18 protein-coding genes are annotated in these 25,697 nt (G+C 67.8%); 11 read left to right on the forward strand and 7 right to left on the reverse strand.

The features are described from left to right. The first annotated feature begins 628 nt into the window (after positions 1-628). From AC1UKG_RS19715 to asnB, 5 genes are all read left to right on the forward strand, one after another. On the forward strand, positions 629-1,879 hold the full coding sequence (locus AC1UKG_RS19715; protein WP_482642966.1) for an MFS transporter: 1,251 nt from the start codon (positions 629-631) through the stop codon (positions 1,877-1,879). Between the two features lie 178 nt (positions 1,880-2,057). Further along, positions 2,058-3,488, forward strand: coding sequence for a hypothetical protein (locus AC1UKG_RS19720; RefSeq protein WP_026271269.1), 1,431 nt, complete (start codon positions 2,058-2,060; stop codon positions 3,486-3,488). A gap of 99 nt (positions 3,489-3,587) precedes the next feature. Next, on the forward strand, positions 3,588-4,532 hold the full coding sequence (locus AC1UKG_RS19725; protein ID WP_018743399.1) for a hypothetical protein: 945 nt from the start codon (positions 3,588-3,590) through the stop codon (positions 4,530-4,532). 352 nt (positions 4,533-4,884) lie between these two features. Then, entirely contained in the window at positions 4,885-5,982 is a 1,098-nt protein-coding gene (locus AC1UKG_RS19730) for a hypothetical protein (RefSeq protein WP_018813798.1), read from the forward strand. Positions 5,983-6,041: 59 nt separating this feature from the next. Further along, positions 6,042-8,816 (forward strand): asparagine synthase (glutamine-hydrolyzing), encoded by a 2,775-nt coding sequence (gene asnB / locus AC1UKG_RS19735; protein WP_482642965.1) that lies wholly within the window; start codon positions 6,042-6,044, stop codon positions 8,814-8,816. 70 nt (positions 8,817-8,886) lie between these two features. On the opposite strand, the gene AC1UKG_RS19740 is transcribed toward asnB, so the two are convergent. Genes AC1UKG_RS19740 through AC1UKG_RS19755 form a run of 4 tightly spaced genes read right to left on the reverse strand, consistent with a single transcriptional unit; the run spans position 8,887 to position 12,640 of the window. After that, positions 8,887-9,870 carry a glycine betaine ABC transporter substrate-binding protein gene (locus tag AC1UKG_RS19740; protein WP_026271270.1) on the reverse strand — a complete coding sequence of 328 codons (984 nt, stop codon included), beginning with the start codon at positions 9,868-9,870 and terminating at the stop codon, positions 8,887-8,889. A gap of 60 nt (positions 9,871-9,930) precedes the next feature. After that, on the reverse strand, positions 9,931-10,716 hold the full coding sequence (locus tag AC1UKG_RS19745) for an ABC transporter permease (protein ID WP_018743403.1): 786 nt from the start codon (positions 10,714-10,716) through the stop codon (positions 9,931-9,933). Further along, positions 10,713-11,915 carry an ABC transporter ATP-binding protein gene (locus AC1UKG_RS19750; RefSeq protein ID WP_026271271.1) on the reverse strand — a complete coding sequence of 401 codons (1,203 nt, stop codon included), beginning with the start codon at positions 11,913-11,915 and terminating at the stop codon, positions 10,713-10,715. Before AC1UKG_RS19750 ends, AC1UKG_RS19745 begins: the two co-directional genes overlap by 4 nt. Continuing rightward, positions 11,912-12,640 (reverse strand): ABC transporter permease, encoded by a 729-nt coding sequence (locus AC1UKG_RS19755; RefSeq protein ID WP_018732954.1) that lies wholly within the window; start codon positions 12,638-12,640, stop codon positions 11,912-11,914. The genes AC1UKG_RS19750 and AC1UKG_RS19755 overlap by 4 nt, the downstream gene beginning before the upstream one ends. Before the next feature lie 734 nt (positions 12,641-13,374). Here AC1UKG_RS19755 and betA point away from each other — a divergent pair. The 6 genes from betA to AC1UKG_RS19785 all read left to right on the forward strand — a co-directional run bounded on the left by betA (position 13,375) and on the right by AC1UKG_RS19785 (position 21,882). Then, a complete protein-coding gene (gene betA / locus AC1UKG_RS19760; protein ID WP_018743405.1) occupies positions 13,375-15,051 on the forward strand; it encodes a choline dehydrogenase in 1,677 nt (558 codons plus the stop codon). 64 nt (positions 15,052-15,115) lie between these two features. Beyond that, positions 15,116-16,585, forward strand: a complete 1,470-nt coding sequence (locus AC1UKG_RS19765; RefSeq protein ID WP_482642964.1) for an aldehyde dehydrogenase family protein — start codon at positions 15,116-15,118, stop codon at positions 16,583-16,585. Between the two features lie 167 nt (positions 16,586-16,752). After that, positions 16,753-17,832: a glycine betaine/L-proline ABC transporter ATP-binding protein gene (locus AC1UKG_RS19770; protein WP_018743407.1), complete on the forward strand. Its 1,080-nt coding sequence runs from the start codon at positions 16,753-16,755 to the stop codon at positions 17,830-17,832. Further along, positions 17,832-19,826, forward strand: a complete 1,995-nt coding sequence (locus AC1UKG_RS19775; protein WP_482642963.1) for an ABC transporter permease — start codon at positions 17,832-17,834, stop codon at positions 19,824-19,826. Before AC1UKG_RS19770 ends, AC1UKG_RS19775 begins: the two co-directional genes overlap by 1 nt. Positions 19,827-19,904: 78 nt before the next feature. Further along, positions 19,905-20,876: an ABC transporter substrate-binding protein gene (locus AC1UKG_RS19780; RefSeq protein ID WP_018813802.1), complete on the forward strand. Its 972-nt coding sequence runs from the start codon at positions 19,905-19,907 to the stop codon at positions 20,874-20,876. Between the two features lie 196 nt (positions 20,877-21,072). Beyond that, a complete protein-coding gene (locus AC1UKG_RS19785; protein ID WP_018743410.1) occupies positions 21,073-21,882 on the forward strand; it encodes an SAM-dependent methyltransferase in 810 nt (269 codons plus the stop codon). 50 nt (positions 21,883-21,932) lie between these two features. Here AC1UKG_RS19785 and AC1UKG_RS19790 read toward each other — a convergent pair whose 3' ends face one another. From AC1UKG_RS19790 to AC1UKG_RS19800, 3 genes are all read right to left on the reverse strand, one after another. Continuing rightward, positions 21,933-22,388 (reverse strand): helix-turn-helix domain-containing protein, encoded by a 456-nt coding sequence (locus tag AC1UKG_RS19790; protein ID WP_018743411.1) that lies wholly within the window; start codon positions 22,386-22,388, stop codon positions 21,933-21,935. Beyond that, entirely contained in the window at positions 22,388-23,887 is a 1,500-nt protein-coding gene (locus tag AC1UKG_RS19795; protein WP_018743412.1) for a SulP family inorganic anion transporter, read from the reverse strand. Before AC1UKG_RS19795 ends, AC1UKG_RS19790 begins: the two co-directional genes overlap by 1 nt. A 640-nt stretch (positions 23,888-24,527) precedes the next feature. Next, entirely contained in the window at positions 24,528-25,565 is a 1,038-nt protein-coding gene (locus tag AC1UKG_RS19800; protein ID WP_018743413.1) for a hypothetical protein, read from the reverse strand. Positions 25,566-25,697 lie beyond the last annotated feature (132 nt).

Raw genomic sequence — 25,697 nt, forward strand, 5'->3', positions numbered from 1 at the left:
CTCCCCTCAAGTGAGATGCAATTTGATCGGTGGGTAGGCCCAGCGTTTGCGGCGCGATCGGCGAGATTGTGATTCCTCCATGAATCACGATCTCGACAATTTATATCGGCCCGCCGGTGATTAGTCGATTCTAGCGGCCGGGTAGCTCCTGGGCATGATCAAAACGTTATCGCAGATTGCTCTGTGGGTGAGTGACCGGCGTGACGAGATGTGAACCCACATTCTTGATTGTGGGCGGTGCCCCCCGGTGGTCGGTGATCATTCGGGTGTGTGCCCGTCGAAATGCCCGTCGCCCTACTGATTCGACGGCGTTCGGCGCGTGGTTGTCCGGCGGGCTGGCGGCCTGTCAGCGGCCGGTGTCGTGGCGGTCCCGCGCCGCTCCTGCCTGGTCGTTCCGCTTCTGGGCCGGGATGAGGGATGGGACTGCGACGAGCTTCGGCACCCTGCTCGTGCCCCCCCGGCCCGGGGTGAGGGTCGGTTGGGGGTAGCCCCGAAATTCACCTCAGTCGAGGCTACAGATCTGCTGACCGCTAACTTTCTTGCGACTGGTGGGTGGTGGGGGGATGCTTCCCGGGTGGTTTATCGAAAAGGAGTGCCCACTGCTATTCGGGCTTCGCCTTACTGGCCGGTGTTGCAGCATCGCATTCTGCGGCGACTGTTCCCGGGGTTCGTGTTGTCGGCACTGGGTGATGGCATGAGCCTGGTCGCGGTCAGCTGGCTTGCCCTGCAGTTGGCCCCACCGGAAAACAAGGCCACCTGGGCCGCGGTGGCGATCGCCGCCTACACCCTGCCGGGGGCGCTCGGGTCGGTGCTGTTCGGTCGATGGCTCGGTGGCCGCGGCGGTGCCCAACTGGCCGGGTGGGACGCGGTTCTGCGGACCGTGATGCTGGCGCTGATTCCGGTTGCGCACCTTGCCGGCGTGCTGGACATCTGGTGGTACACGGTGTTGCTCGGACTCTCCGCGCTGCTGCGGTCGTGGGGGTCGGCCGGTCGCTTCACGCTCGTCGCCGAACTACTTCCGCCGAAGCACCGCTTGGCGGGTAACGCGCTCATCGGTCTCCTGGTCGAGGCATCGGTCCTGGTCGGCCCGGCGCTCGCGGCGGTGATCATCGGGCTCGGCGGCCCGGTCGTCGTTATCGCCATTGACGCCGCGACGTTCGGCGTTCTGGCGATCACCTACCTACTCGCCGTGCCCAAGGCGGCGCACGCTCCGCGCGGAGCGCGGAGGTCGTCCGGTCTCGCCGGCTTCGCTGCGATCTCACGGGACCGCGGCATACGTGGTCTCTCCATCCTGACGTTCGGCTTCTTCTTCCTCTACGGGCCGATCTTGGTGGCGCTGCCGGTCCACGTTGGGGCGGCGTTCGGCGACTCAGCTGGAAGTCTCGCCGCGTTTTGGGTGGTCTTCGGTGCCGGCGCGATCGTCGGCGGTTTCGCCGCTGGCTACCTGCGGCGCTGGCGACTGTGGCCGGTCACCATCGCCATCGTGCTGGCCTGGGGCGTCGCCCTACTGCCGCTGGGTGCCGGGGCGCCGATGGGGGTGGCGCTCATCATGTTCGCGGTAGGAGGGCTTGTCTGGGCCCCCTTTCCCGCTACCACGATGGCCCTGTTGCAGGCCCAAACCGAGGGGGGTACGAGAGCTCAGGTGATCGCCGCGTACAGCGCGATCGCGACTCTCTCCGTGCCGCTCGGCACCCTTGCCGGCGGACCGATGATTACCAGCTTCGGTGCCCAGCCCACCATTCTCGGCTGCGCCGGACTGACGCTGGCCCTCGGCCTGGTGGCGGCAACTGTCGCGATCGGCCGGGCTCGCCAACGGTCGGACGGCCTGGTCGCGGCCGAGTCTCGGCCCAGCATGGAGTCGGCAGCCAGGGGAGCGTAAGAGGTATTCACGTTCGTCTGGTTTGGGTGGATTTAATCGAATTTAGGGCTCTGTGCCGCTCCCCTTTGTTTAGCGTGCGGTGGCTGGTATCACCCGCCCGGTAGCTGAGGAGTGACCTCGACTGGCACCCGGGCCGGGTGGTTCCTTGCCGTGCACGGGGAAGGACATCGAGATCGCGATGAACCATCAGCGCCACGCCCAGGGGGAGTCGCCCGACCGGCCGGGCGAGAAGCCGGCGCGGCCATGGCGGCGGTGGTGGTGTGTCGGGTTGGCGGGGGTGACCGGTGTGGCGCTCACCGCCGTCGGGGTTGTCGTGACCCCGGTTGGCGAGACGATCAGACGCGCCCTGCCGGCCGTTGGTGCGTCCGGATCCCCGGTTGACGGGCCACCCGCCGACGACCCGCGGGGCGGAAGCAGCGGCGAGGCCGGCCAGAGCGGCGGGGTCGTGGGCGACGCGGGTACGGGCGACGGGCAGCAGGGGGAGCGGCGGGAAGGCAGGCCGGTCCCCTGTAATCCGGATCGGCTGATCGCCGAGATCGCTCTGGCCAACGCCGGCGGTGGTGCCGTGCTCGACCTCGCTGCGGACTGCACCTACCTGCTGACCGCTGATGTCGGGGAGGGGGCCGGTCTGCCCGCGATCATCACCCCGATCACCCTCACCGGCGGCAAAAACACCACCATCGAACGGGCCGCGGCCGTCAACCAGTTCCGGATCCTCGCCGTGAACGCCGGTGGTGAGCTCACCCTCAATCAGCTGACGATTACCGGCGGCCACGCCGCCGAGGGGGGCGGAGGGATCCTCGTCAACACCGGTGGCGTGTTGACCGTCAACCACAGCGTCGTTCATCGCAACATCGCCGACGTCCTCGGCGGCGGTATCGCCAACAACGGCACCGCCCGGGTCAGCCACTCCCGCATCGAACGGAATATCGGCAACCAGCGCGGCGGTGGGGTCTTCAGCGCTGGTCCGCTGGAAATCGCCCAGTCCCACGTTCGCAGAAACCTTGCCGACCTCGGCGGCGGCGTCTTCGCCTCCGACAGCGGCGTGACCGTCCAGGGCGGCAGCATCGCCGACAACTGGGCGCAGTCTGGTGGTGGGTTGTTCGTCTCCGGCGGCATCGGCACGGTTACCGGCACGCGAATCACCGGAAACTCGAGCCACTCCGACGGCGGTGGCGTCCGGGTTGGTCTCGGCGGCCAGCTGACCCTGCGGTGGGTCCGCCTGACCGGTAACACCGCACTCTCCGGTCTGGCTGGTGGTCTCTTCGTCGAGGGGGACATCGGCGGAGGGAGCTACGTCGTCATCGAGGACAGTGTCATCCGGAACAACACCGCGATGGCTGCCGCGGGCGGTGGAATCTTCAACGCGGGGCAGACGGTGGTGCGACGTACCCGGATCCTCGGCAACCGGGCCGCCCGGGGTGGCGGCATCCACAACTCCGGGACGGCCAGCCTCAGCGCTACGAAGGTGGTCGACAACGTCGCCGTCATCGATGGTGGGGGGATCGTCAATGACGGCGGCACCGTGGAGCTGAACATCGCCACCGGCACCATCGTGATCAAGAACCGGCCGAACAACTGCGTCGATGTTGCGGGGTGCGCCGGATAGCCGCCTCGATTTCGTGATCGAGGGTGATTCCTTGTTGGTAGCCCGCCTTCCGGCCCTCGTTGTCAGTCGGGTGCACGTCTTGAGAAGAGGTAGCTCGACATGAATCGCGCGTCCGGAGCCGGCCTGGCCGTTCCGGTCCAGTCCGTTGCTCCCGTCATCATCCCGGCACCTGCCCGGACGGTGGACCTCGAACTACGGGTGTCGGCGCCAGTGACTGGCTCGCGCCGACCCCTCGTGCTGTTCTCGCACAACCACGGGCCGTCCAACCTCTCCTCGTGGCGCGGGTACGACCCGCTCGTGGAGATCCTGGCAGCCTGTGGTTTCGTCATCGTCCAGCCAACGCACCTGGACTCGTTGGCCCTCGGCCTACGCGACGCGGACGCTGCCGAGGCTCCGCTCTACTGGCGTTCGAGAGCGACCGACCTGTCGTTTGTCATCGACAATCTCGACGCGGTCGAGGCCGCGGTGCCCACACTCGAGGGACGGGTCGACCGGGAACGGATCGCGGTCGTCGGGCACTCGGCGGGCGGCCACACCGCCTCTCTCCTCCTCGGCCGCCGCCTCAAGGACCCCGAGGACGGCTCGATCGTTGAGCTATCCGACCCCCGGGTTCGGGCCGGAGCGATCCTCTCGGGCCTTGGCCGGGGCGGCGATGCCCTGAGCGAGTACGCGAGGGAGAAGTATCCGGTGCTGCAGACGTCTGACTTCAGCACGATGACCACTCCGGCGCTTGTCGTCGCGGGCGATCAGGACTGCGGGCCACTCAATGTTGTCGGCGCCTCCTGGCACCGGGACTCGTACACCTTGTCTCCCGCGCCGAAGTCCCTGCTGACCGTCTTCGGGGGTGAGCACAGCCTCGGCGGAATCGTCGGCTTCGGTGCCGCCGAGACCACGGATGAGGACCCCGATCGGGTCTCGGCGGTGGGCGCCATGGTCGGCGCCTATCTGCGCACCGCGCTCGGGGTTGACGGCGAGGCCTGGGCCCGGGCGAGGAGGGAACTGGACGCCTCGCCCACGCCGCAGGGAAACGTGACCGACAAGTAGCGATTCGGCGGTGCTATCTGTAGGTTCAGGAGCTTTTTTTCTGGTTCATGTTCGTCTGGGGTCATTGTCGGCTTAGCGTTTGACTGTCGGCTACCGCGGGTCAGGTAGCCGAGGGACGCCACGCCGGGCTTGGCCCCCGGTCGGTGGAGTTCCTCGTCGTTCAGGGGAAGGCACCGGCACCGTGATGCAGTACCAAGACCACGACCAGGGGGGTAGACCGGAGCGTCCGGCCCGTACCCGACCATGGTTGATGGCCGGGGCGGCCGGCCTCCTTCTCACCCTTGTGGCCCCTGCCGCCGCCGCGCGTCCGGGAACGGGAACCGATGACCAGACGAGGCCGAAGGGCCCGCCGGTGCCCTGTGCCGCGGACGCGTTGATCGCTGCGATCACTCTCGGTAACGCCCGGGGTGGTGCGGTGCTCGATCTCGCCAAGGACTGCACCTACCTGCTGACCGTTGCTGTCGGGGATGGTGCCGGTCTGCCCGCGATCACCGCGCCGATCACCCTCACCGGCGGCAAGAACACCGTCATCGAACGCGCCGCCGCGGTCGAACAGTTCCGGATCCTCACCGTCGAGGCCGACGGCGACCTCACCCTCAACCACCTGAAGATCGCCGGTGGCCACACCGCCGAGGACGGCGGGGGGATCCTCGTCGCCGCCGGTGGCGCCCTCACCCTGAACCACAGCAGGATCGTGGGCAACATCAGTGCCCAGGAGGGCGGCGGTATTCGGAACTCGGGCACCGCCACCATCACCCACTCTCACCTCGAACGGAACACCGCCGGTGCGGGTGGGGGCGGGGTCGCCAGCACCGGCGTTCTTGACCTGCGCTCCTCTACCGTGGGCGAGAACGTCAGTACGAACGGCGGGGGCATCTCCAGCGCCGGGTCTGTTGTCGTCGCCGGCAGCGCGATCACCGGAAACCGGGCAACCTCGGTCGTCGGCGGCGGGCTGCTCGCCACCGGAGGAAGCGCCCTGCTCACCGACTCGCAGGTGGTTCGTAACTCCTCCAACACCGAGGGCGGCGGGGTGGTCGCCATCGCTGTGCAGCTGCACCTGCGGCGGGTCGTTGTCGCCGACAACGCGGCCCGCAGCGGGGGCGGCGGACTGATCATCAGCGGTACTTCCTCCGCGACCGTGCAGCAGGGTCTCATCCAGGGCAACACCGCCAACACCGATGGCGGTGGCGTCTTCAACGCCGGGGCGTTGTCGCTGTTCGGCACCGAGATCCGGGGCAATCACGCCACTCGGGGCGGAGGTGTCTACAACAATGCCGACGGCACGCTCACCCTCCACACCTCCACGATCGGGAAGAACACCGCGGTCAACGACGGCGGTGGAGTCTTCAACGTGGCCGGTGGAACGGTCGAGCTGAACACGGCCACCGGCACCGTGGTGATCAGGAATCGGCCCAACAACTGTGTCAATGTCCCCGGCTGCCCGGGCTGAAGCCCGGCGAAACTCCCATCACACAATGCGCCAGTAGCGAACCTAGAGGTGATCTTCCAATGTGCGGGATAGCGGGCTACATCGGCATCAGCGCATTCTGGGGTGAGCCGGTACTTCGCCGGATGGCCGACGCCCAGGTCCACCGGGGCCCCGACGGAGACGGCTACCTGACCGACGGGCTGATCGGGTTGGCGCACCGGCGGCTGGCGGTCATCGACCGAGCCGGTGGGAATCAACCGTTGCGCTCGGCGGACGGCCGGTGGGTGCTGAGCTACAACGGCGAGGTCTACAACTATCGACAACTGCGCGCGGAGTTGAGCGACCTGGGCCATCGATTCTCCACGGAGTGTGACACCGAGGTGGTGCTCGCGGCGTGGATCCAGTGGGGTCGGGCCGCCTTCGACCGTTTCAATGGAATGTTCGCCCTGGCCATCGCCGATCTGGAGCGTGGCGAGGTGGTGCTGGCCCGCGACCAGTTCGGCATCAAGCCGCTCTACCTCGCCGATGACGGCGACGGACGGGTCTTCTTCGCCAGTGAGATCCGTCCCCTCTTCGCCGCCGGTGCGGTTACGCCCAAGCCCGACGACCACACCATCTACCGATACCTGCGGTTCCGGATCCACGACGACACCCCCCGGACGTTCTTCCACGGGGTCACCCGGTTGATGCCGGGAGAGACCGCCCTGCTCACCTCGGACGGCGCGATCCAACGCTCCACCTACACCCGCCTATACGAGGACATGGCGGCGCTCGCGGCGGCCCCGACCCGCTATGACCAGGCAGCCCAGGAACGGTTCCGGTCGGCACTCGACCAAGCGATCCAGGCGCGACTGGTCAGCGACGTTCCGGTCGGCACGGCCCTCTCCGGCGGGCTGGACTCCTCAACCGTGGTGGTCAGCATCCACCGCCTGCTGGCTGCCGCCGACCAAGCCATCCGACCGGTTGGTGCGACGCAACAGACCTTCTCCGCGGTCTTCCCGGGGGAACGAAACGACGAGGAACGCTACGTTGATGCGGTCGCGGCCACCTGCGGCGAGGCGCTTCAGGTGCACAAGGTGCGCCCGAACCCGGACCGCTTTCTGGTTGATCTGCGGGATTTTGTCCGGACGCAGGAAGAGCCGGTCATCTCCACCGCACCGTACGCGCAGTACTGCGTGATGCGTGCGGCCAGCCACCACGTGACGGTGATGCTCGACGGTCAGGGCGCCGACGAGCTGCTCGCCGGCTACCTGCCCTACTATCTGGTGCACCTGCGCGGCCTGCGCGGGGGCCGGGTGGCCGGAGAGCTGCTCCGCTCCGTCGATGTGCTCTGGCGCCTGGGCCGCACCCGGCTGACCGATGCGCTTGGTCGCCGGCGGCGGACCCCGATCGCCAACCTGCTGGGTCGGGATTTCGCCGAAACCTACCGGTACGAGCGCTTCCCGATGGTGCGCGACGACCTCAAGGCCCGGCTGACCGTCGACCTCTTTCGGCACAGTCTCCCGGCACTGCTCCGTTACGAGGATCGGAACAGCATGCGATTCTCGGTCGAGGGGCGGGTGCCGTTTCTCGACACCACCCTGCTGCGCACCGTGTGGGCGCTTGACCCGTCCGCGATTATCCACCACGGATGGAACAAGCGGGCGCTGCGGGACGCGACCGTTGACCTGTTGCCCCGGCTGGTTAATCGACGTCGCAACAAGATTGGTTTCACCACGCCCGAGGACAGCTGGTTCCAGCGCATCAAGAATGAGCTGTACCTGACTTTTGCCTCGCAGTCGTTCGGTGCGCGACCCTACTTCGACCAGCGAGCCGTGCTGCAGGCCTTCGAGGATCACGTCGCCGGCCGGGGCGGCGCGGAAACCATGACCTTCTGGCGGATGCTCAATGTCGAACTGTGGTTGCGCGAATTCATCGACACACCGCCGGCCAGCGAGGCGGACACCTCGGGGCCGGGTGAGCCGGCCCGGGTAGCCACCCAGCGGGTCACCGGCTCGGAGCCCGACCGGGGCGCAGCTCCGCAAGCATTTCCGAAGCCGGATTTCGTACCCAACCAGGGAAAGGAGTTGCTGACGCCCGGTGGCGCATGGGCCCGGTATCCACTGCGGACCGATCTCATCGCCACCGGTGACGACGTCCCCGCGCTCGCCGTCAACCGCGTCGGTGAGTTCTACAAACAGGGGGCGGAGCTGCCGTTCTCCGTCCAGCAACGGGCAACCGCCGGATCCTGGTACCTGTTTATCAGCGAGAAGGTGGTCGCGGTCGCGCAGGGACGAATCTTCAATGTAACCGATGTCAGGAGTGGGGCCTGGGCGCGCTTGCTGTCGCGCGGTGTCCTACGCACCCCGTACGGCGTCGGGCTGGGGCATCCGGCCACGATGCAGCTGGCCATCCAGGAGGTAGGGCTGCCCCGCATCCTGGCCGCCGCGGCAGTCGGGGCAGCGGGGAAGGCGGTCGGGCGGCGGGGGCTGTTCTACCGGGTCGCCGGCCCAGCGGTACGCGCCATCGACGGGCCCACCGAGTACTCGGCCTACCCGTCGAACATATCGGCGAAGCTGGCGCCGCACGATCCGCGTCAGGTCGCCCAAGATATCTCGTCGGCCATCCGGGCGGCCCTGCCCGCCGAGTTCGCGGAGCGGTTCGGCGGCACAGTGATCATCGATGCCAACGACTTCGGTCAGCACATCCTGGGCCAGGACGCCGACCTACCGGACACGGTGTTGGTGGAGGCGTTCGTCGACAACCCACTCGGCCAGGCCCGCGAGCAGACGCCGTTCGCGGTTGTGGTGGCCCAGCACCGGCGCGGGGTGGCGGTCCAGAGTGGTGGGCAGCGGGTGGGGCACACCGGGGGCTGAACCGGCACCGCCGATGCCACCCCCAGGTAGCGGGGGGCATCGGCGGTGGTGGTGCGCCGGTTGAGGTGCCTCAGCCGATGAAGCCCTCGGCCTTCATCCACTCGGAGACGACCTGGGCCACCGGCTCGCCCTGGACGTCGATCTTCTCGTTGAGCCCGCGGAGGGTGTCGTCGTCGAGCTTGGCGATCACCGGCTCGAGGATCGTCAGAATGGCGCTGTACGACTCGGCGGTCTCGCCGTTGAGGGTGGGAGCCGGGTTGTAGATCGGGAAGAAGCTCTGGTCATCCTCCAGCACCCGCAGGTTCAGGTGGCTGATCCGGCCGTCGGTGGTGAAGACCTCGCCGAAGTTGCAGGCCTCACCCTTCTTCGTCTCGGTGTAGACGACGCCGGTGTCGACGACCTTGACGTTGTCCGCCGGGATGTCCATCCCGTATGCCGCGGTCATTCCGGGCCAGCCGTCGTTACGGCCGGCGAACTCGGTCTCCAGGCAGAACGTCGCCTCCTGCGGGTTACTCTTGGCGAACTCGGCGAGCTCAGAGACGGTCGAGAGGTTCCACTCCTCGGCCTTCTCCTCCCGCAGCGCGATGGCGTAGGTGTTGTTCGCGGGAGCGTACGCCCCCCAGACCACGTTGTTCTTCTCCTTGTCCTCCTCGACCACGGCCGCGTACTGCTCGGCGGAGTCCTGGATCGGGTCGGTGTGGTCGAGGTAGGTGATCCACGCCGTACCGGTGTAGTCCCAGTAGACGTCGACCTCGCCGCTGAGCAGCGCCTTACGGACGTTGACCGAACCCTTGATGTTGGTCTTGTCCTCGACCTCCGCCCCCGCGGCGGTCAGCGCCTGCATCGTGATGTGCCCGAAGACGATGTTCTCGGTGAAGTCCTTGGAGCCGACCGCGATGCTCTGTCCCTTGAGGGTGGCGTCCTCCTTGATCGATCCCTCGCCGACCGCGACGTCGGCGCCGGAGTCCTCAGTCGTCACCGAGCAGCCGGTGAGCGCGAGGGCGACCACCGCGGAGCCGGTCATCAGGCGGGTGAGTGCAGTTCGATTTCGCATCGTTACCTTCCTTGGGCTAGTGCGAGTGTCGGGTGGTGGGTAGGTGCGGGATGCCGCCGTTCAGTCGAGCCCACGGGGGCGGAGCAGGTCGGAGATCACTCCGCCCAGCCAGTCCAGCGTCAACGCCAGGGCTGCGGTCAGCACGGCTCCGGTGACGAGGATCGTTTCGCGCTGGAGCTTGATCCCGGTCACGATCAGCGCACCCATGCCCCCCGCGTCGATGAACGTGGCGAGGGTGGCCACGCCGACGGCGAGGACGAGTGCGGTCCGTACCCCGGCGAGGATCACCGGAATGGCCAGCGGAAGCTCGATCCGGAGCAGGACGGCCAGTGGTGACATACCGATACCCCGACCCGCCTCGATCAGATGACGGTCTACCTGGTTGATCCCGACAATGGTGTTCTGGAGTACCGGGAGGACAGAGTAGGCGACCAGGCAGATCAAGGCGGTCGAGAAGTCGATGCCGAGGAAGATGCTCAGCAGGACGAGCAGCCCGATCGCGGGCGTAGCCTGGCCGATGTTGGCCAGGCCGGTGGCGAACGGAGTCAGCCACCGCAGGGACGGACGGGTGAGCAGGATGCCGCCCCCACCGGCGATCGCCACGACGAGCACGGTGGTCAGCGCGGCGAGCGTCACATGTTCCCCGGCCGTCCGCAGCAGGTAGTCGGCGTTCAGGAAACGCTGCTCGATGTCGTCCAGATTCGTGGCGCTGACCCAGAGGTAGGTGCCGAGCAGTACCACAGCGAGGATCACCGGCATCGTGGCGTGTCGCCGCAGCAGTCCGCGCCAGCGGGACGGCGGGGTGAGCACCGTCGCTGCGGCCGGGGTCTCGACGGCGCTGCTCATCGCTGCTCCGGGGTGAGTTCGGCGGTGGGGGCCACGCCCGAACGCTGGTCGGGAACGTCGGAGCCCGGTGCGCCTCGCTCGGGCGTGTGGTGGATCACCTGCATCAGGCCGTCGAGCGTCACCGTGCCGGCGTAGCGGCCGTGCTCGTCAACCACGACCGCGGCACCGTCGCGGGAGGCGAGCATCGCGTCCAGGGCGTCGCGGAGCGTCGCCTGCGGCTCGACCGTCGTCACCGTCTGGCCGGCGGCCCCGTCGAGGGCGCCCGCGTCAGCGGTCAGATCATCGGCGTTGACCCAGCGCAGCGGTCGGTTGTCGGCGTCCACGGTCAGCGCCGAGGAGCCTTCGGTCTGCTCCAGCTGACGCTTCGCGCCGTTCGCGGCCTTGTCCGGCTGGATCAGCGGGACGTCCTCCCACGCGATCGCGTCAACCCGGCGCAGGTCGAGCTGCTTGAGTCGGGCACCGCGGCCGATGAACTGGGCAACGGTGCTGTCAGCAGGACTCGCCAGCAGGTTTTCCGGGGTGTCGAACTGCCGAATCCTGGACCTCTCGCCGAGGACGGCGATCCGCGTACCCATCTTGATCGCCTCGTCGAAGTCGTGCGTGACGAAGACGATGGTCTTGCGCAACTGCTCCTGCAGGCGGAGGAACTCGTTCTGCAACCGGTCCCGGGTCATCGGGTCGGTGGCGCCGAAGGGCTCGTCCATCAGCATTACCGGCGGATCCGCAGCGAGCGCCCGGGCCACCCCGACGCGCTGCTGCTGGCCGCCGGAGAGCTGACGGGGCAGCCGATTGCGGTAGATGGCCGGCTCGAGGCCGACGAGGTGGAGGAGTTCGTCGGCGCGGGCCTCGATCCGCTTGCGGTCCCAGCCGAGCATCTTCGGCACCAGGCCGACATTGGTGGCGACGCTCATATGGGGGAAGAGCCCCACCTGCTGGATGACGTAGCCGATCTGCCGGCGCAGGTCGTTGCCGTCCAGCGCGGTCACGTCGGTGCCATCGATGAGAATCCGGCCGCTGCTGGGCTCGATCAATCGATTGATCATCTTCATGGTGGTGGTCTTGCCGCAGCCGGAGGGGCCGACCAAGACGATGATCTCGCCCTGCTGGATCGTCATCGACATGTTCTCGACGACCGGGGCTTTCTGCCCTCGGTAGAACTTGTTGACCTGCTGCAGGTCGATCATTACGTCGTGGCTCATTCGCGGCCTCCGAGGGAGGGGGAAGGGACTGCTGTGCTGGGCGTGAGCGTCGGGCGGCGCGCCGGCCGGGGGCGGAACAGCTTTGGCCGTTGCCCGGCCTGGGTGAGCTTGCCCAACAGGGCGAGGGCGAAGTCGACGGTGAGCGCCAGCACAATGACGCCGAGGGTCCCGACCAGCGCCTGGTTCAGGGAGTTCACGCCGCCGAGGTTGGCCAGGCCGGAGAAGATCTGGTTGCCCAACCCCGGGCCTCCGACATAGGCCCCGATCGCGGCGATCCCCATCGTCATCTGGGTGGACACCCGAATTCCGGTCAGGATTACCGGCCAGGAAAGGGGGATCTCCACAGTGGCGAGAGAGCGGAGTCGGCTCATGCCGATTCCCCGCGCGGCCTCGGTCAGGGCCGGGTCGATCTCGCTCAGGCCCACAATGGTGTTTCGGAGGATCGGCAGCAGGGCATACATGGTGAGGGCCACCAATGTGGGCGTGTAGCCCAGCCCGAGTGGTGCGATCAGCAGGCCGAGTAGCGCGAAGGACGGGATGGTGAGCAGGGCCGCGGCCATACCCGTCGCGACGGCCCGAGCACGTGGGTTGCGGTAGGTCCAGAGGGCGATCAAGACGCCGATGACCGTCGCCAGAGCGACGGACATCAGCACAATTGTCGCGTGTTCGAGGGTCTGTGCGAGTAGCAGCTCACGCCGGCTCTGTAGATATTCGAGGAACGTCATGTGTCACCTGTCACCTCCTGCTGTGGCAATCGTGGGCCCTGAGTTCAAGGAGCGGCTGGGTGGGCCGTAGCGAAAGCGGGTCAGCCATCAGCGAGTGGTGATCAGCCGATGGTGGCAAAGGGGGTTCCGATCAGGGGCTGAACCGCGACTCAGGGAGCACGGGCCCGCGTCGTTCGAAGCCGCCGTCCTCCCTTGCCTCGTCAAATTGGGTCACAATCTTAACTCAACGTCACACCAGGGACGGGGTGCCCTCGCGGGCATCGAGTGGGGGATGTGGGATAGAGCGGACGAAAGGTGCCGATGGCGCCCGTCGATCTGTGTCGTCAGTTGCCGTCGCGCCATGGGCTGGGCCACCGTGCGGAGATGTCTCGATGGTGAGGCGACCGCCCTCTGCGGCGGCTGGGGTGGTCGTACCGCGCCGTCCTGATTTGGTTCACATGGGTGCAAGAACGTTATCGTGTGTTCCTCGTCCTGTGATCTCTTCCGTATCTGCAGGTCAGGAGCGTGTGGGTTAGCGGGGTGCAGGAGAACGCGAGGTAAGGTTGCATCCCTGCACGCATCCGGTTCGACCCCCGAACCGGTCGGGAGCGCGCGGCCGGTCGGGAGCCGGTGCGGACGCACCGGACGGACGCGACTGTGGAGTTACGTGCGCCATGCCATCACGTCGCCGAGTCGTCCTGTCGTCATGCCCGGGTTCGACGAGTTCCGCGACCAGTTAAGTGAGGTGAGTGGAAGTGACAACCCAGCGTTACGACTTCGTCATCGTTGGTGGCGGTTCTGCCGGCAGCGCGCTCGCCGACCGGATCTCCGCCGACCCGGGCAACCGGGTTCTGGTCCTGGAGGCGGGTCGTCCCGACTACCCGTGGGACGTCTTCATCCACATGCCGGCGGCGCTGCCGTTTCCGATCGGGAGCCGGTTCTACGACTGGCAGTACAACTCGGAGCCGGAGCCGCACATGCACGGGCGGCGCATCTACCACGCCCGGGGCAAGGTGCTGGGTGGGTCGAGCAGCATCAACGGAATGATCTTCCAGCGGGGTAACCCGTTGGACTACGAGCGGTGGGGCGCCGACCCGGGCATGGAGACCTGGGACTTCGCCCACTGTCTGCCGTACTTCAACAAGATGGAGTCCGCCCTGGGGGCGGATCCGGACGACCCGTTCCGTGGCCACGACGGCCCGCTTGAGTTGGAGCGTGGCTCGGCGGACAACCCGGTGATCCAGGCCATGCTCGCGGCGGCGGAGCAGGCCGGCTACCCCCGCACCACCGACGTCAACGGTCCGCAGCAGGAGGGTTTCGCCCCGTTTGACCGGAACGTTCGTCGGGGTCGGCGGTTCTCCGCGTCCCAGGCCTACCTGCGCCCGGCGATGAAGCGACCCAACCTCGAGGTCCGTACTCGGGCGTTCGTCACCCGCGTTATCTTCCAGGGCACCCGCGCCGTGGGCGTCGAATACACCCGTGGCCGAGGGACGACTCCCCACCGGGTGTACGCCAACGAGGTGATCCTCAGCGGTGGCGCGATCAACACGCCGCAGTTGCTGCAGCTGTCCGGCGTGGGCAACGCCGACGAACTGGCCGGCCTGGGCATCGACACCGTCGCGAACCTGCCCGGAGTGGGCGAGAACCTGCAGGACCACCTGGAGGTCTACATCCAGCACGCCTGCACCCAGCCAGTGACGATCCAGCCCTACCTGAACTGGCGGTACGCGCCGTGGATCGGTGCGAAGTGGCTGTTCGGACGGACGGGTCTGGGCGCCACCAACCACTTCGAGGCGGGCGGCTTCGTCCGGAGTAACGACACCGTCGACTACCCGAACCTCATGTTCCACTTCCTGCCGATCGCGGTCCGCTACGACGGCTCCGGCCCCTCCGGTGGCCACGGCTACCAGGTGCACATCGGGCCGATGTACTCCGACGCCCGCGGTACGGTCAAGATTGTCAACCGTGATCCTCGGGTGCACCCGGCCCTGCGGTTCAACTACCTCTCCACCGAGCAGGACCGACGGGAGTGGGTGGAGGCGGTCCGGGTGACCCGCGACATCCTCGGCCAGCCGGCGTTGGCGCCGTTCAGCGGTGGCGAGATCTCCCCCGGGCCCGAGGTCCAGACCGACGAGGAGATCCTCGACTGGGTCGCCCGCGAGGGTGAGACGGCGCTACACCCGTCCTGCACGGCCAAGATGGGGACCGACGACATGTCGGTGGTGAACCCCACCGACATGCGGGTGCACGGGGTGACCGGGTTGCGGGTGGTGGACGCCTCGGTGATGCCCTACGTCACCAACGGGAACATCTACGCCCCGGTGATGATGGTCGCCGAGAAGGCGGCGGACCTCATCCTGGGCAACACGCCGTTGCCGCCGTCGCCGCTCGACTACTACCGGCACGACCGCGGTTCGTCGGCGGTGGCGTGATGCCGCGTCGCGAGGGCAGAGCTGTGTCAGGGAACCATTCGACGAGTGCACCGGGGAGTTGCGCGTGAAGGACCTTTACATCGATGGGCAGTGGCGGGAGTCGGTAGCCGGCGGGCACCGGGAGATCCGCTGCCCGGCCGACGGCACCTCGGTGGCCACCGTCACCGAGGGGACCCGGGACGACACGATCGCGGCGATCCGCGCGGCCCGTAAGGCGTTCGACGAGGGGCCGTGGCCGAAGACCCCGGCCGGCGAACGCGGCGCGTTGCTGTACCGCGTCGCCGACCTCCTCCAGCGGGACAAGCAAGAGTTCGCCCGCGCGGAGTCGCTCGACACCGGTAAACGGCTGGTGGAGAGCGAGTACGACATCGACGACGTGACCGCCTGCTTCCGGTACTACGCGGGAATCGCCGACACCGACAGTGGACGCGTCGTGGACACCGGACGCAGTGACGCGATCAGCCGGGTCGAGTACGAGCCGATCGGTGTCTGTGGGCTGATCACGCCCTGGAACTACCCGTTGCTGCAGACCTCGTGGAAGGTCGCCCCGGCGCTGGCCGCCGGAAACACCTTCGTCCTCAAGCCCAGCGAGCTGACCCCCGCGACCGCGATCCTGCTGATGCGGCTGCTGGACGAGGCCGGGCTGCCGCCGGGCGCGGCCAACCTGGTCCTCGGCGCCGGTGCTGAGGTCGGCGCGCCGCTGGCCGAGCACCCGGACGTGGACCTGGTCTCCTTCACCGGGGGTCTGCAGACGGGGCGTGGCCTGATGGCGGCGGCCGCGGCGACGGTGAAGCGGGTGACGCTCGAACTCGGCGGCAAGAACCCGAACGTCGTCTTCGCCGACGCCGACTTCGACGCCGCCGTGGACTTCGCGCTCACCGCGGTGTTCCTGCACTCGGGCCAGGTCTGCTCGGCCGGTACCCGGCTCGTGGTCGAGGAGTCCATCCACGACGCCTTCGTCGACGCGGTCGTGGATCGCGCCCGTCGGATTCGTCTCGGTGGGCCCTTCGACGCCGACGCGGAGACCGGACCACTGATCTCCGCCGCCCACCTGTCCAAGGTGGAGTCGTATGTCGCGGCCGGAGTCGCCGAGGGTGCGGTGCTGCGCTGTGGTGGCCGTCGCCCCGACGACGACCGCCTCGCCAACGGCTTCTACTACCTACCGACGGTGCTTGACCGCTGCCGTGGGGGAATGTCCGTGGTCCAGGAGGAGTCCTTCGGCCCGGTCCTCACCGTCGAGACCTTCACCGACGAGGACGAGGCGGTCCGCATCGCCAACGACACCCACTACGGCCTCGCCGGCGCGGTCTGGACCAGCGACGCCAGCCGCGCGCAGCGCGTCGCGCAGCGGCTGCGGCACGGCACCGTCTGGATCAACGACTACCACCCGTACGTACCGAAGGCGGAGTGGGGCGGCTTCCGGCAGTCCGGCAACGGCCGCGAGCTGGGCCCGACCGGGCTCAACGAGTACCGGGAAATGAAGCACATCTGGCAGAACACCGATCCCCGTCCGCAGCACTGGTTCCGCGGCTAGCGCCCCCACGCCACCCCGTAACCGTCGCCCGAGGAAAGAGACGAGTCAGCCATGTCTGTCCCAACCGACTATCACCGCCGTCCCGGCGGGCCCATCCCCGCGTACGTACTTCGGTGCGGCACGGGCGTGCCGAGGGCGCGGAGCAACGACCGGGCGGTGTGGGCCTCATGAGTACGGATACGGCGGTTCAGCCGCGCGGGCAGGTCAACGCTCACCAGACTCCGGTGATCTCGGTCCGGAACCTGTGGAAGGTGTTCGGCCCGAACGCGGAGCGGGTGCCCGACTCGGCCGAGCTGGCGGCGCTGTCCCGGCGGGAACTACGGGAGCGGGCCCGATGCACCGCCGCGGTCCGGGAGGTGTCGTTCGACGTCGCGCCCGGTGAGGTCTTCGTCGTGATGGGGCTCTCCGGCTCCGGCAAGTCCACGCTGGTGCGCTGCCTGACCCGGCTGATCGAGCCGACCGCGGGGGAGGTGGTCTTCGAGGGCGAGGACATCCTGCGTGCCGACAAGAGGCGGCTGCGGGAGCTCCGTCGCCGTAAGTTTTCGATGGTCTTCCAGCACTTCGGTCTCCTGCCGTATCGAACGGTGGTGGACAACGTCGGCTATGGACTGGAGATCCGGGGTGCCGGCCGCGCCGAGCGGATCCGTCGGGCGACCGAGGTCATCGACCTGGTGGGCCTCGACGGCTACGAGAACTCCTACCCGGACCAGCTCTCCGGCGGGATGCAGCAGCGGGTCGGGTTGGCGCGGGCGTTGGCCGGTGACCCGGACGTGCTCTTCTTCGACGAGCCGTTCTCCGCGCTGGACCCGCTGATCCGCCGCGACATGCAGAACGAGGTCATCCGGCTGCACCGCCAGGTCGGCAAGACGATGGTCTTCATCACGCACGACCTCTCCGAGGCGCTCAAGCTCGGCGACCGGATTCTGCTTATGCGCGACGGCAACGTGGTGCAGGCCGGTACCGGGGACGAACTGGTCGGGGCGCCGGCCGACGACTACGTGCGCGACTTCGTCCAGGACGTGCCCCGCGCCGATGTTCTCACCCTGCGGTGGATCATGCGTCCGGCCCGGGACTCCGACCAGCTGGACGGCCCCGAGCTGGGTCCGGGTGTGATCGTGCGGGACGCGGTGCGCCCGGTGCTCGCCGCCGACCGGCCGGTGCGGGTCGTCGAGAACGGGGAGCTGCTGGGCGTGGTCGGCCATGCGGAGGTCCTCGACATTGTCGCCGGCAATCAGGCGGGCGCCTAATGGCCACGACGACCATGACCGGCTCGTCAACGCGGACCACCCCACGTCGACGAATCACCAAGCCGCTCGCGGTGGTGGGTCTCCTCGCACTCTGGCTGGTCGCCTGGACCCTGCTGCGTGGCCAGGACATGTTGGAACTGCCCCGGGCCACGCTGACCGATCTGCACCACTGGCTCAACGACGTCAACGACTCGGTCGGCGCCAGCCGGAACAGCAGCCCGATCTTCCTGTACTTCTTCAACGAGATTCGCGCGGTGATGGACGCGCTGGTGACCTTCGTCCAGGGGTTCATCGCGCAACCGGCGTACGGGCGGCCGGTGCCGGTGCTCGGCTGGCTGGGCGTGGTCGCGCTCGTCTCCTACGCCTCCTGGGCGTTCGCCAACTGGCGGGTGGCGCTGCTCGCCGCGGGCGGGTTCACTCTCTTCGGCCTGCAGGGGCTGTGGCAGGAGAGCATGGACACGCTGGCGCTGACGTTGGTAGCGGTCTTCGTGTCGCTGTTGTTCGGCATTCCGTTGGGCATTCTGGCGGGGGTGTCCGACCGGTTCCACCGGTTGATCACCCCGGTGCTGGACCTGATGCAGACGATGCCCACCTTCGTCTACCTCGCGCCGCTGACCCTGGTTTTCCTGATCGGCCCGGCCTCCGCGACGATCGCGACCCTGATCTACGCGATGCCGCCGGCGATCCGGATCACCGCGCACGGGATCCGTTCGGTGCCCGCACCGCCGGTGGAGGCCACCGACTCGTTCGGTGCGACCCGGCGGCAGCGGCTGACCAAGGCGCTCCTGCCGCTGTCGAAGCGGACGATCGTGCTCGGCGTCAACCAGACGATCATGGCGGCGTTGGCGATGGTGACCGTCGCGGCCCTGATCGACGCTCCGGGCCTCGGTAAGACGGTGATCAAGGCCCTGCAGACCACCGACGTCGGTACCGCGTTCAACGCCGGTGTCGCGATCGTGGTGATGGCCATCGTCCTGGACCGCGTCACCACGGCGGCCAGCGTCCGTGCCGAGCAGGGCGGCGGGGAACTCAACCCCCGGATCCGTCGGCTGCTCCTGGCCGGGTTCGGGCTGGTCGCCGCGGTCTGCTCGTACCTGTCCTACACCTACCTGTGGGCTTCTGAGTTCCCGGATGGGGGCCAGCTCGGCGAATATCTGTCGCAGGGGGCCACCACGGTGACGACGTGGGCGCAGCACAACCTCGCGGACCTCACCACGGCGGTGAAGGAGGGCGTGACCATCGCCTTGCTCAACCCGTTGGAGGCGCTGCTGGCAGAGTCGCCCTGGTGGTTGATGGGTGCGGTGATCGTGCTGCTCGCCGCGCTGGTCGGCAATCTGCGGGCCGCCGCCGTCGCCGCGGTCTGTGTGGGGCTGCTGGTCGGCAGCGGGCTCTGGAACGCCAGCATGGTCACGCTGGCCATGACGCTCGTGGCGACGCTGTTGGTCGTGACGCTGGGAGTGGTCGTCGGCGTGTGGATGGGGCGGAGCAGCCGGGCCGACCGGGTCATCCGGCCGGTCCTGGACGCCGGGCAGACCATGCCGGCCTTCGTCTACCTGATCCCGGTCGTCGCCCTCTTCTCGGTGAGCCGCTTCAGCGCGATCGTGGCCGGGGTCGTCTACGCCGCGCCGGTCGCAATCAAGATCGTTGCGGACGGGGTGCGCGCCATTCCGGCGTCGACGGTGGAGGCGGCCACCGCCGCGGGCTCCAACACCTGGCAGACCATCACGAAGGTGCAGCTGCCGATGGCGCGGCAGTCGTTGCTGCTCGCCACCAACCAGGGGCTCATCTACGTGCTGTCGATGGTGGTTATCGGTGGCCTCGTCGGGGCCGGTGCGCTCGGCTACGAGGTCGTCGCCGGCTTCTCGCAGGGGCAGCTCTACGGCAAGGGCCTGGCGGCGGGCGTCGCGATCGTCGTACTCGGGATCATGCTTGACCGGATCGCGCGGGCCGCCGCGCAGCGGTCGGACCGTGCTCCCAGCGCCAACCAGACGTGACTCATCCGCCGTTCCGGTTCGCCGGGACCGTGGATTCGGAGTTGACCGATGAACAACACCTTGGGAGGGTGACAGTAAATGAGATCCATTCTCAGTAAGAGGGTCCTGACGGGCGTCTCGCTGTCCACGGTGGCGGCGCTCACGCTCACCGCGTGCGGTGGGTCCAAGATCGAGTCGACGGATGCCGCCGACTCGGGTGACTGCGGCACCTTCACCATCGCGATCAACCCCTGGGTCGGGTACGAGGCGAACGCGGCCGTGCTCGCCCACGTCGCCGAGACCGAGCTCGGCTGCAAGGTCGTCAAGAAGGATCTCAAGGAGGAGATCGCCTGGCAGGGCTTCGGCACCGGCCAGGTGGACGCGATCGTGGAGAACTGGGGCCACGACGACCTCAAGCAGAAGTACATCGAGGATCAGAAGACCGCGGTGAGCGCCGGTTCGACCGGCGTGGAGGGGGTCATCGGCTGGTACGTGCCGCCATGGATGGCCGAGGAGTACCCCGACATCACCGACTGGAACAACCTGAACAAGTACGCCGACCTCTTCGAGACCACGGAGTCCGGCGGCAAGGGACAGCTGCTCGACGGTGACCCGTCCTTCGTCACCAACGACGAAGCCCTGGTCAAGAACCTGGAGCTGGACTACCAGGTGGTCTACGCGGGCAGCGAGCCGGCCCTGATCCAGGCGTTCCGTCAGGCGGAGGAGAAGAAGGAGCCGGTGCTCGGCTACTTCTACGACCCGCAGTGGTTCCTCTCCGAGGTCGAACTGGTGAAGGTGGACCTGCCCGAGTACCAGGAGGGCTGCGACGCCGACCCGGAGAAGGTCGCCTGCGACTACCCGGTGTACGACCTCGACAAGATCGTGAGTAAGTCGTTCGCCGACGCCAACGGGCCCGCCTACCAGCTGGTCGACAACTTCAACTGGACCAACGAGGACCAGAACCTGGTGGCCCGGTACATCGCCCAGGACGACATGTCGCCGGAGGAGGCGGCTGAGAAGTGGGTCGAGGCCAACAAGGACAAGGTCGAGGCCTGGCTGCCGCAGAGCTGACCTCCCCGCAGGATCTGTGCGGTGGCGCCGGTACTCACCGGTGCCACCGCACAGCTGTCTGTCTGCTCGGCCTCCCGCCCTCCGGCGGCTCCCGGGGTCGCTCCGCTGACCCTCCGTTCGCGGGACCACGGACGGGTCGCGGTGTCGCTACGCTACGGCGGTGTTGTTGGCGTAGCTAACCAAACCGGGGGTCGATGTGTCGCAGAACCAGGCCGAGCAGCAGACCGGAGCCAGTGATTCCACCTTGGACGTGTCGGTGCCACACTCGGCGCGGGTGTGGAACCACTGGTTGGGCGGCAAGGACAACTTCGCCTCCGACCGGGCGGCCGGCGACCAGGTTCGGGCGATCTTCCCGGAGATCGTCGACGCCGCCCGCTACTCCCGGGCATTCCTGCGCCAGGCCGTGACCTACCTCGCCGCCGAGGCGGGCATCCGCCAGTTCCTCGATGTCGGCACCGGCCTACCGACCGCCGACAACACCCACCAGGTCGCCCAGCGGATCGCACCGCGAGCCCGCGTCGTCTACGTCGACAACGATCCGATGGTTCTCGCGCACGCCCGGGTGCTGCTGACCAGCGACCCGGCGGGCGCCACCCAATACCTCAACGCCGACCTGCACGATTCGGAGCGGGTCATCCGGGAGGCCCGGGCGACGCTGGACTTTGATGAGCCGGTCGGCTTGATGATGTTGGGCGTGATGGGTCACGTCGCGGACCCGGCCCAGGCGCGGGACGCCGTACACGCTCTGGTCTCGTCCCTACCTCCGGGCAGCTTCCTGACGATGTCCGACGGCACGGCCACCAGTGAGCGGGTGATCGAGTCCCATCGGCAGTACAACGAGAGCGGTGCGGCACCGTACCACCTGCGCGAGGTCGCCGACTTCACCGCCTTTTTCGACGGGCTCGAGCTGGTCGAGCCGGGTGTCGTGCCGCTGGGGCGCTGGCGACCGGAGCACGGCCCGCTGACGGTCGTGGACGGCTACTGCGGGGTCGCCCGCAAGCCCTGACCACCAGCGCGACCGCACGCCGGCTGGGCCGGTTTCGGCCCAGCCCGGCGTCAGTCAGTGGTGGCCCGGTGCTGGTCGAGCTGGTGGCGGAGGGCGTCGGCGAAGCCCTCCGCGGTGCGGAGCTGTTCGCGTAGCGTCTCCACCCGGGTGGCGGCGACGGTGTGGAACAGGTCGAGCCGGTCGAGCAGCGTGGGCCGGTCGGCGGCGCCGGCGGTGACCAGGGAGTCCAGGACGGCCAGCAGTGCCCGCATCTCGTCGAGGCTGAACCCGAGCGGCTTCATCCGCTTTACCATCGCGAGACGCTCCAGGTCGGCGTCGGTATAGAGGCGGAAGCCACCCTCGCTGCGGGCCGACGGAATGATCAGCCCGGCGTCCTCGTAGTGCCGGATGGTGCGAATACTCAGCCCCACCCGCTCGGCCGCCTCGCCGATGCGCATCAGTGGCCCGGCGCCCGACGGGCGCCCGGTGGACCCGGGCGCGGGACCACCGAGCACCGGGCTGGGCATCAGTGGCCCCCGCCGAGGGTGCCGGCCAGGTTGCCGTGGATGGCGGCACTGGGTTGGTTCAGCTCGATGATCTCCACGGTCTTGCCGCGAGCCGCGTACTTCGTGGTGATCGCGTCCAGCGCCGCGACCGACGAGGCGTCCCAGACGTGGGCGTGGGTCATGTCGATAACCACGTGCTGCGGGTCGTTGGCGTAGTCGAACTGGTAGACCAGATCGTTGCTGGCGGCGAAGAACAACTCGCCGTGCACCGAGTAGATGCGGCTGCCGCCGTCGGGGTCCAGCACACTCGTGACCTCCACCAGGTGCGCGACCCGGTTGGCGAAGATCACCATGGCGGTGAGGACGCCGATGACCACCCCGATGGCCAGGTTGTGGGTGACCAGGGTCGTGGCGACGGTGGCGACCATGACCAGCGTCTCGCCCCAGGGCATCCGCTTCAGCGTGGCCGGGGCCACCGAGTGCCAGTCGAACGTCGAGACCGAAACGATGATCATCACCGCGACCAGGCCGGCCATCGGGATCGCGGCGACCACGTCACCCAGGCTGACCACCAGGATGAGCAGGAACACGCCGGAGAGGAAGGTCGACAGCCGGGTCCGCGCGCCGGACGCCTTGACGTTGATCATCGTTTGGCCGATCATCGCGCAGCCACCCATACCGCCGAAGAAGCCGGTGACGATGTTGGCGACGCCCTGCCCCCAGGACTCGCGGGTCTTGTTGGAGCGGGTGTCGGTGATGTCGTCCACCAACTTGGCGGTCATCAGCGACTCCATCAACCCGACCAGCGCGATGCCGAGGGCGTACGGAGCGATCAGGGTCAGGGTGTCGAGCGTCCACGGGATCTGCGGCAACCCGAGGGTGGGCAGGCTGTCGGGCAGCTCACCCTGGTCGCCGACGGTCGGCACGGCGATCCCGGCGGTGACTGTGATCCCAGTCAGGACGATGATTGTCACCAGCGGGGCGGGTACGGCCCGAGTGATTCGGGGTAGCCCGATCATGATCGCCAGGGCCAGGCCGACCAGCGGGTAGACCAGCCACGGCACCCCGAGCAGGTACGGCACCTGCGCGGAGAAGATGAGGATGGCCAGCGCGTTGACGAAGCCGACCATCACGCTGCGGGGGATGAACCGCATCAGCTTCGCGACCCCGAGCAGCGCCAGCAGTACCTGGAAGACGCCGCCGAGGATGACCGCGGCGATCAGGTAGTCCAGGCCGTGCTCCTTCGCCAGCGGTGCCACGACCAGAGCGATCGCCCCGGTCGCCGCAGAGATCATCGCCGGTCGGCCGCCGCAGATCGCGATGACGACAGCCATGGTGAAGGAGGCGAACAGCCCGACGCGGGGGTCCACCCCGGCGAGGATCGAGAAGCTGATCGCCTCGGGAATCAGCGCCAGGGCGACGACCAGTCCGGCGAGCGCCTCGGTACGAAAGACCTTCGGTGTCAGCCAGGACGGGCGGGACAGGCGCGGCCGGGTGACCGCAGGCAGCTCAGAAGACATACAGCCGTTTCCACTCGGGTGTGCGCGGGGGCGCACACGTGTCGCCGGATCCCGCTCGGGGCATGGCGAATGTCGTACACAGCATTTTCCGGTCGGAAAGTCCGGGCCTTCCAGGCAACGTTGCCCGGTAGCGGGCCGTGAGGGAGCAGCAGCCGCACCTCGACGACCGGGGTCGAACCCTACTCTTCGGTGAGGGGAGAGTTGGTCCACCGTGATGATCATCACGGTGGACCGGGCCTGCCTCAGGTCAGCCGGTGCGGACAGACCAGGGCATATGGTGACAATCCACCTATTCTCTAAATCGTGCATCCAGTGCTGTCCGCCCAGCCGACGGGCACCGCACTGACGCCGACCGGCACGCCGTCTACGGCCTCGACCGGGACTCCCGCGTCGGGGATTGGCAGGGAGGTGCTGGCCTCCCGTGGCTCGACAGTAGGGGCCGGACGGTGAGGTTCTCCGGAAGGCTCGTGCCCTTGTGCGTGGAGGGAACGCGCCATCGGTGAGCGCGGTTCAGGTTCGGTTGGTCGTCCCCGGCGAGGTTGGTCAACGGGGGCAGAGACCAGTTGGCCGACGAGGCACGCGACTGACCGAGCCCCCGACCGGGCCAGCCGCCGGGGACCGCACCAGTCGCCTGCCCGCCTCAGAGAGCCACTGGCTCGTCAGCGTTGTTGTCGGCGTTGCGTGCGAATTCACCCTGGGGGGCGAGCCCCGGGGCAGGCGCCGTGTCGACTTCAATGTCGAAGCTGTTGGCAACGTTATTGAGGTCGGCGTCGATCGAGTTGTTCGAGTCCTCGTTGAATTCGGCCTCGATCGAGTTGAAAGAATCCTCGTTGTTCGAGTCGTTCACGGAGTTGTTGATATCGGTGGTGATGTCGTTTTCGATCGACTGTTCATTATTGGAGTTGTCGATGGAGCTGTTCTGTGACAGATCGGAGTTGTTGATCGAGTTGTCGATCGAGTTCGATGACTGGTCCTGAACACCCGAACCGAAGTTCAGGTTCGCGAGTTCGTTGCCTCCGCCAAAGTCGATATTGCCGTCGCCGAAGGTATTGTCGCCATCGCCGACGACCCCGCTGTTTTCGCCCGTGTTGACGTTTTCCACGTCATCGCCGGCGAGGACGGCTCCATCGCCGGTGTTGGCCTGCCCCGCGTTGTCACCGCCAATGGCCTGGGAGTCGTCACCCGTGGCCGCACTGACGTCGCCCTCACCTGTGTTGACGACATTGCCGTCACCCGTGGTGACGACACTTGCAATTGCGCCGTCCACGTCTACGTCCACTGAGTTGTCGACGGTCGTCGACTGGTCGAAGAAGCTCGTGGACTGGTCGATGTCCTGGTGCACGACGGTGACCAGCTCGGTGACGGTCTGCACGATCTGTTCCAGTGGCGGCTGCCCGCCATCTGTCGCCGGCCCGCCGTCGCTCGGGCCCTGCTCTCCACCACCCCCGCCACCAGAGGCCACCTGCGCAACCGCGTCCTTGGTTTCCGGTGGCAGCGCAGACTCCTGAGCGACGACCGCGGCGACCTGGGCGACGTTGACACCTGAGAGGTCGGCGTCGGAAATACCCTCGGCCGCGAGCACGCCCGCCGGGTCGGCCACGAAGTTCTCCGCGACTTCACGGTCACCGAAGACCTTGGAGAAGAAGTCCCGAAAGAGTTCACTAACATCAATGCTCATCTTTTTCTTCCTGTCTGGCTGCGGCCGGTCGGCCCCGGCATAGCCCTACACTGCCGCCGGAGCCCCGACGGTGACATCGGGGAAACCCCCACGGGCCCGCCCTGGCAATAGGGGCCACTGCCAGCCGACCCG

Source organism: Salinispora sp. CH2A1_6, assembly GCF_056820975.1.

Coding starts and splice junctions, on each gene's coding strand:
- AC1UKG_RS19770 (WP_018743407.1), top strand. CDS start 16,753: ATGAGTACGGATACGGCGGTTCAGCCGCGCGGGCAGGTCAACGCTCAC.
- AC1UKG_RS19725 (WP_018743399.1), top strand. CDS start 3,588: ATGAATCGCGCGTCCGGAGCCGGCCTGGCCGTTCCGGTCCAGTCCGTT.
- AC1UKG_RS19745 (WP_018743403.1), bottom strand. CDS start 10,716: ATGAGCAGCGCCGTCGAGACCCCGGCCGCAGCGACGGTGCTCACCCCG.
- AC1UKG_RS19795 (WP_018743412.1), bottom strand. CDS start 23,887: ATGTCTTCTGAGCTGCCTGCGGTCACCCGGCCGCGCCTGTCCCGCCCG.
- AC1UKG_RS19775 (WP_482642963.1), top strand. CDS start 17,832: ATGGCCACGACGACCATGACCGGCTCGTCAACGCGGACCACCCCACGT.
- AC1UKG_RS19780 (WP_018813802.1), top strand. CDS start 19,905: ATGAGATCCATTCTCAGTAAGAGGGTCCTGACGGGCGTCTCGCTGTCC.
- AC1UKG_RS19790 (WP_018743411.1), bottom strand. CDS start 22,388: ATGCCCAGCCCGGTGCTCGGTGGTCCCGCGCCCGGGTCCACCGGGCGC.
- AC1UKG_RS19750 (WP_026271271.1), bottom strand. CDS start 11,915: ATGAGCCACGACGTAATGATCGACCTGCAGCAGGTCAACAAGTTCTAC.
- AC1UKG_RS19720 (WP_026271269.1), top strand. CDS start 2,058: ATGAACCATCAGCGCCACGCCCAGGGGGAGTCGCCCGACCGGCCGGGC.
- AC1UKG_RS19800 (WP_018743413.1), bottom strand. CDS start 25,565: ATGAGCATTGATGTTAGTGAACTCTTTCGGGACTTCTTCTCCAAGGTC.
- AC1UKG_RS19755 (WP_018732954.1), bottom strand. CDS start 12,640: ATGACGTTCCTCGAATATCTACAGAGCCGGCGTGAGCTGCTACTCGCA.
- AC1UKG_RS19740 (WP_026271270.1), bottom strand. CDS start 9,870: ATGCGAAATCGAACTGCACTCACCCGCCTGATGACCGGCTCCGCGGTG.
- asnB (WP_482642965.1), top strand. CDS start 6,042: ATGTGCGGGATAGCGGGCTACATCGGCATCAGCGCATTCTGGGGTGAG.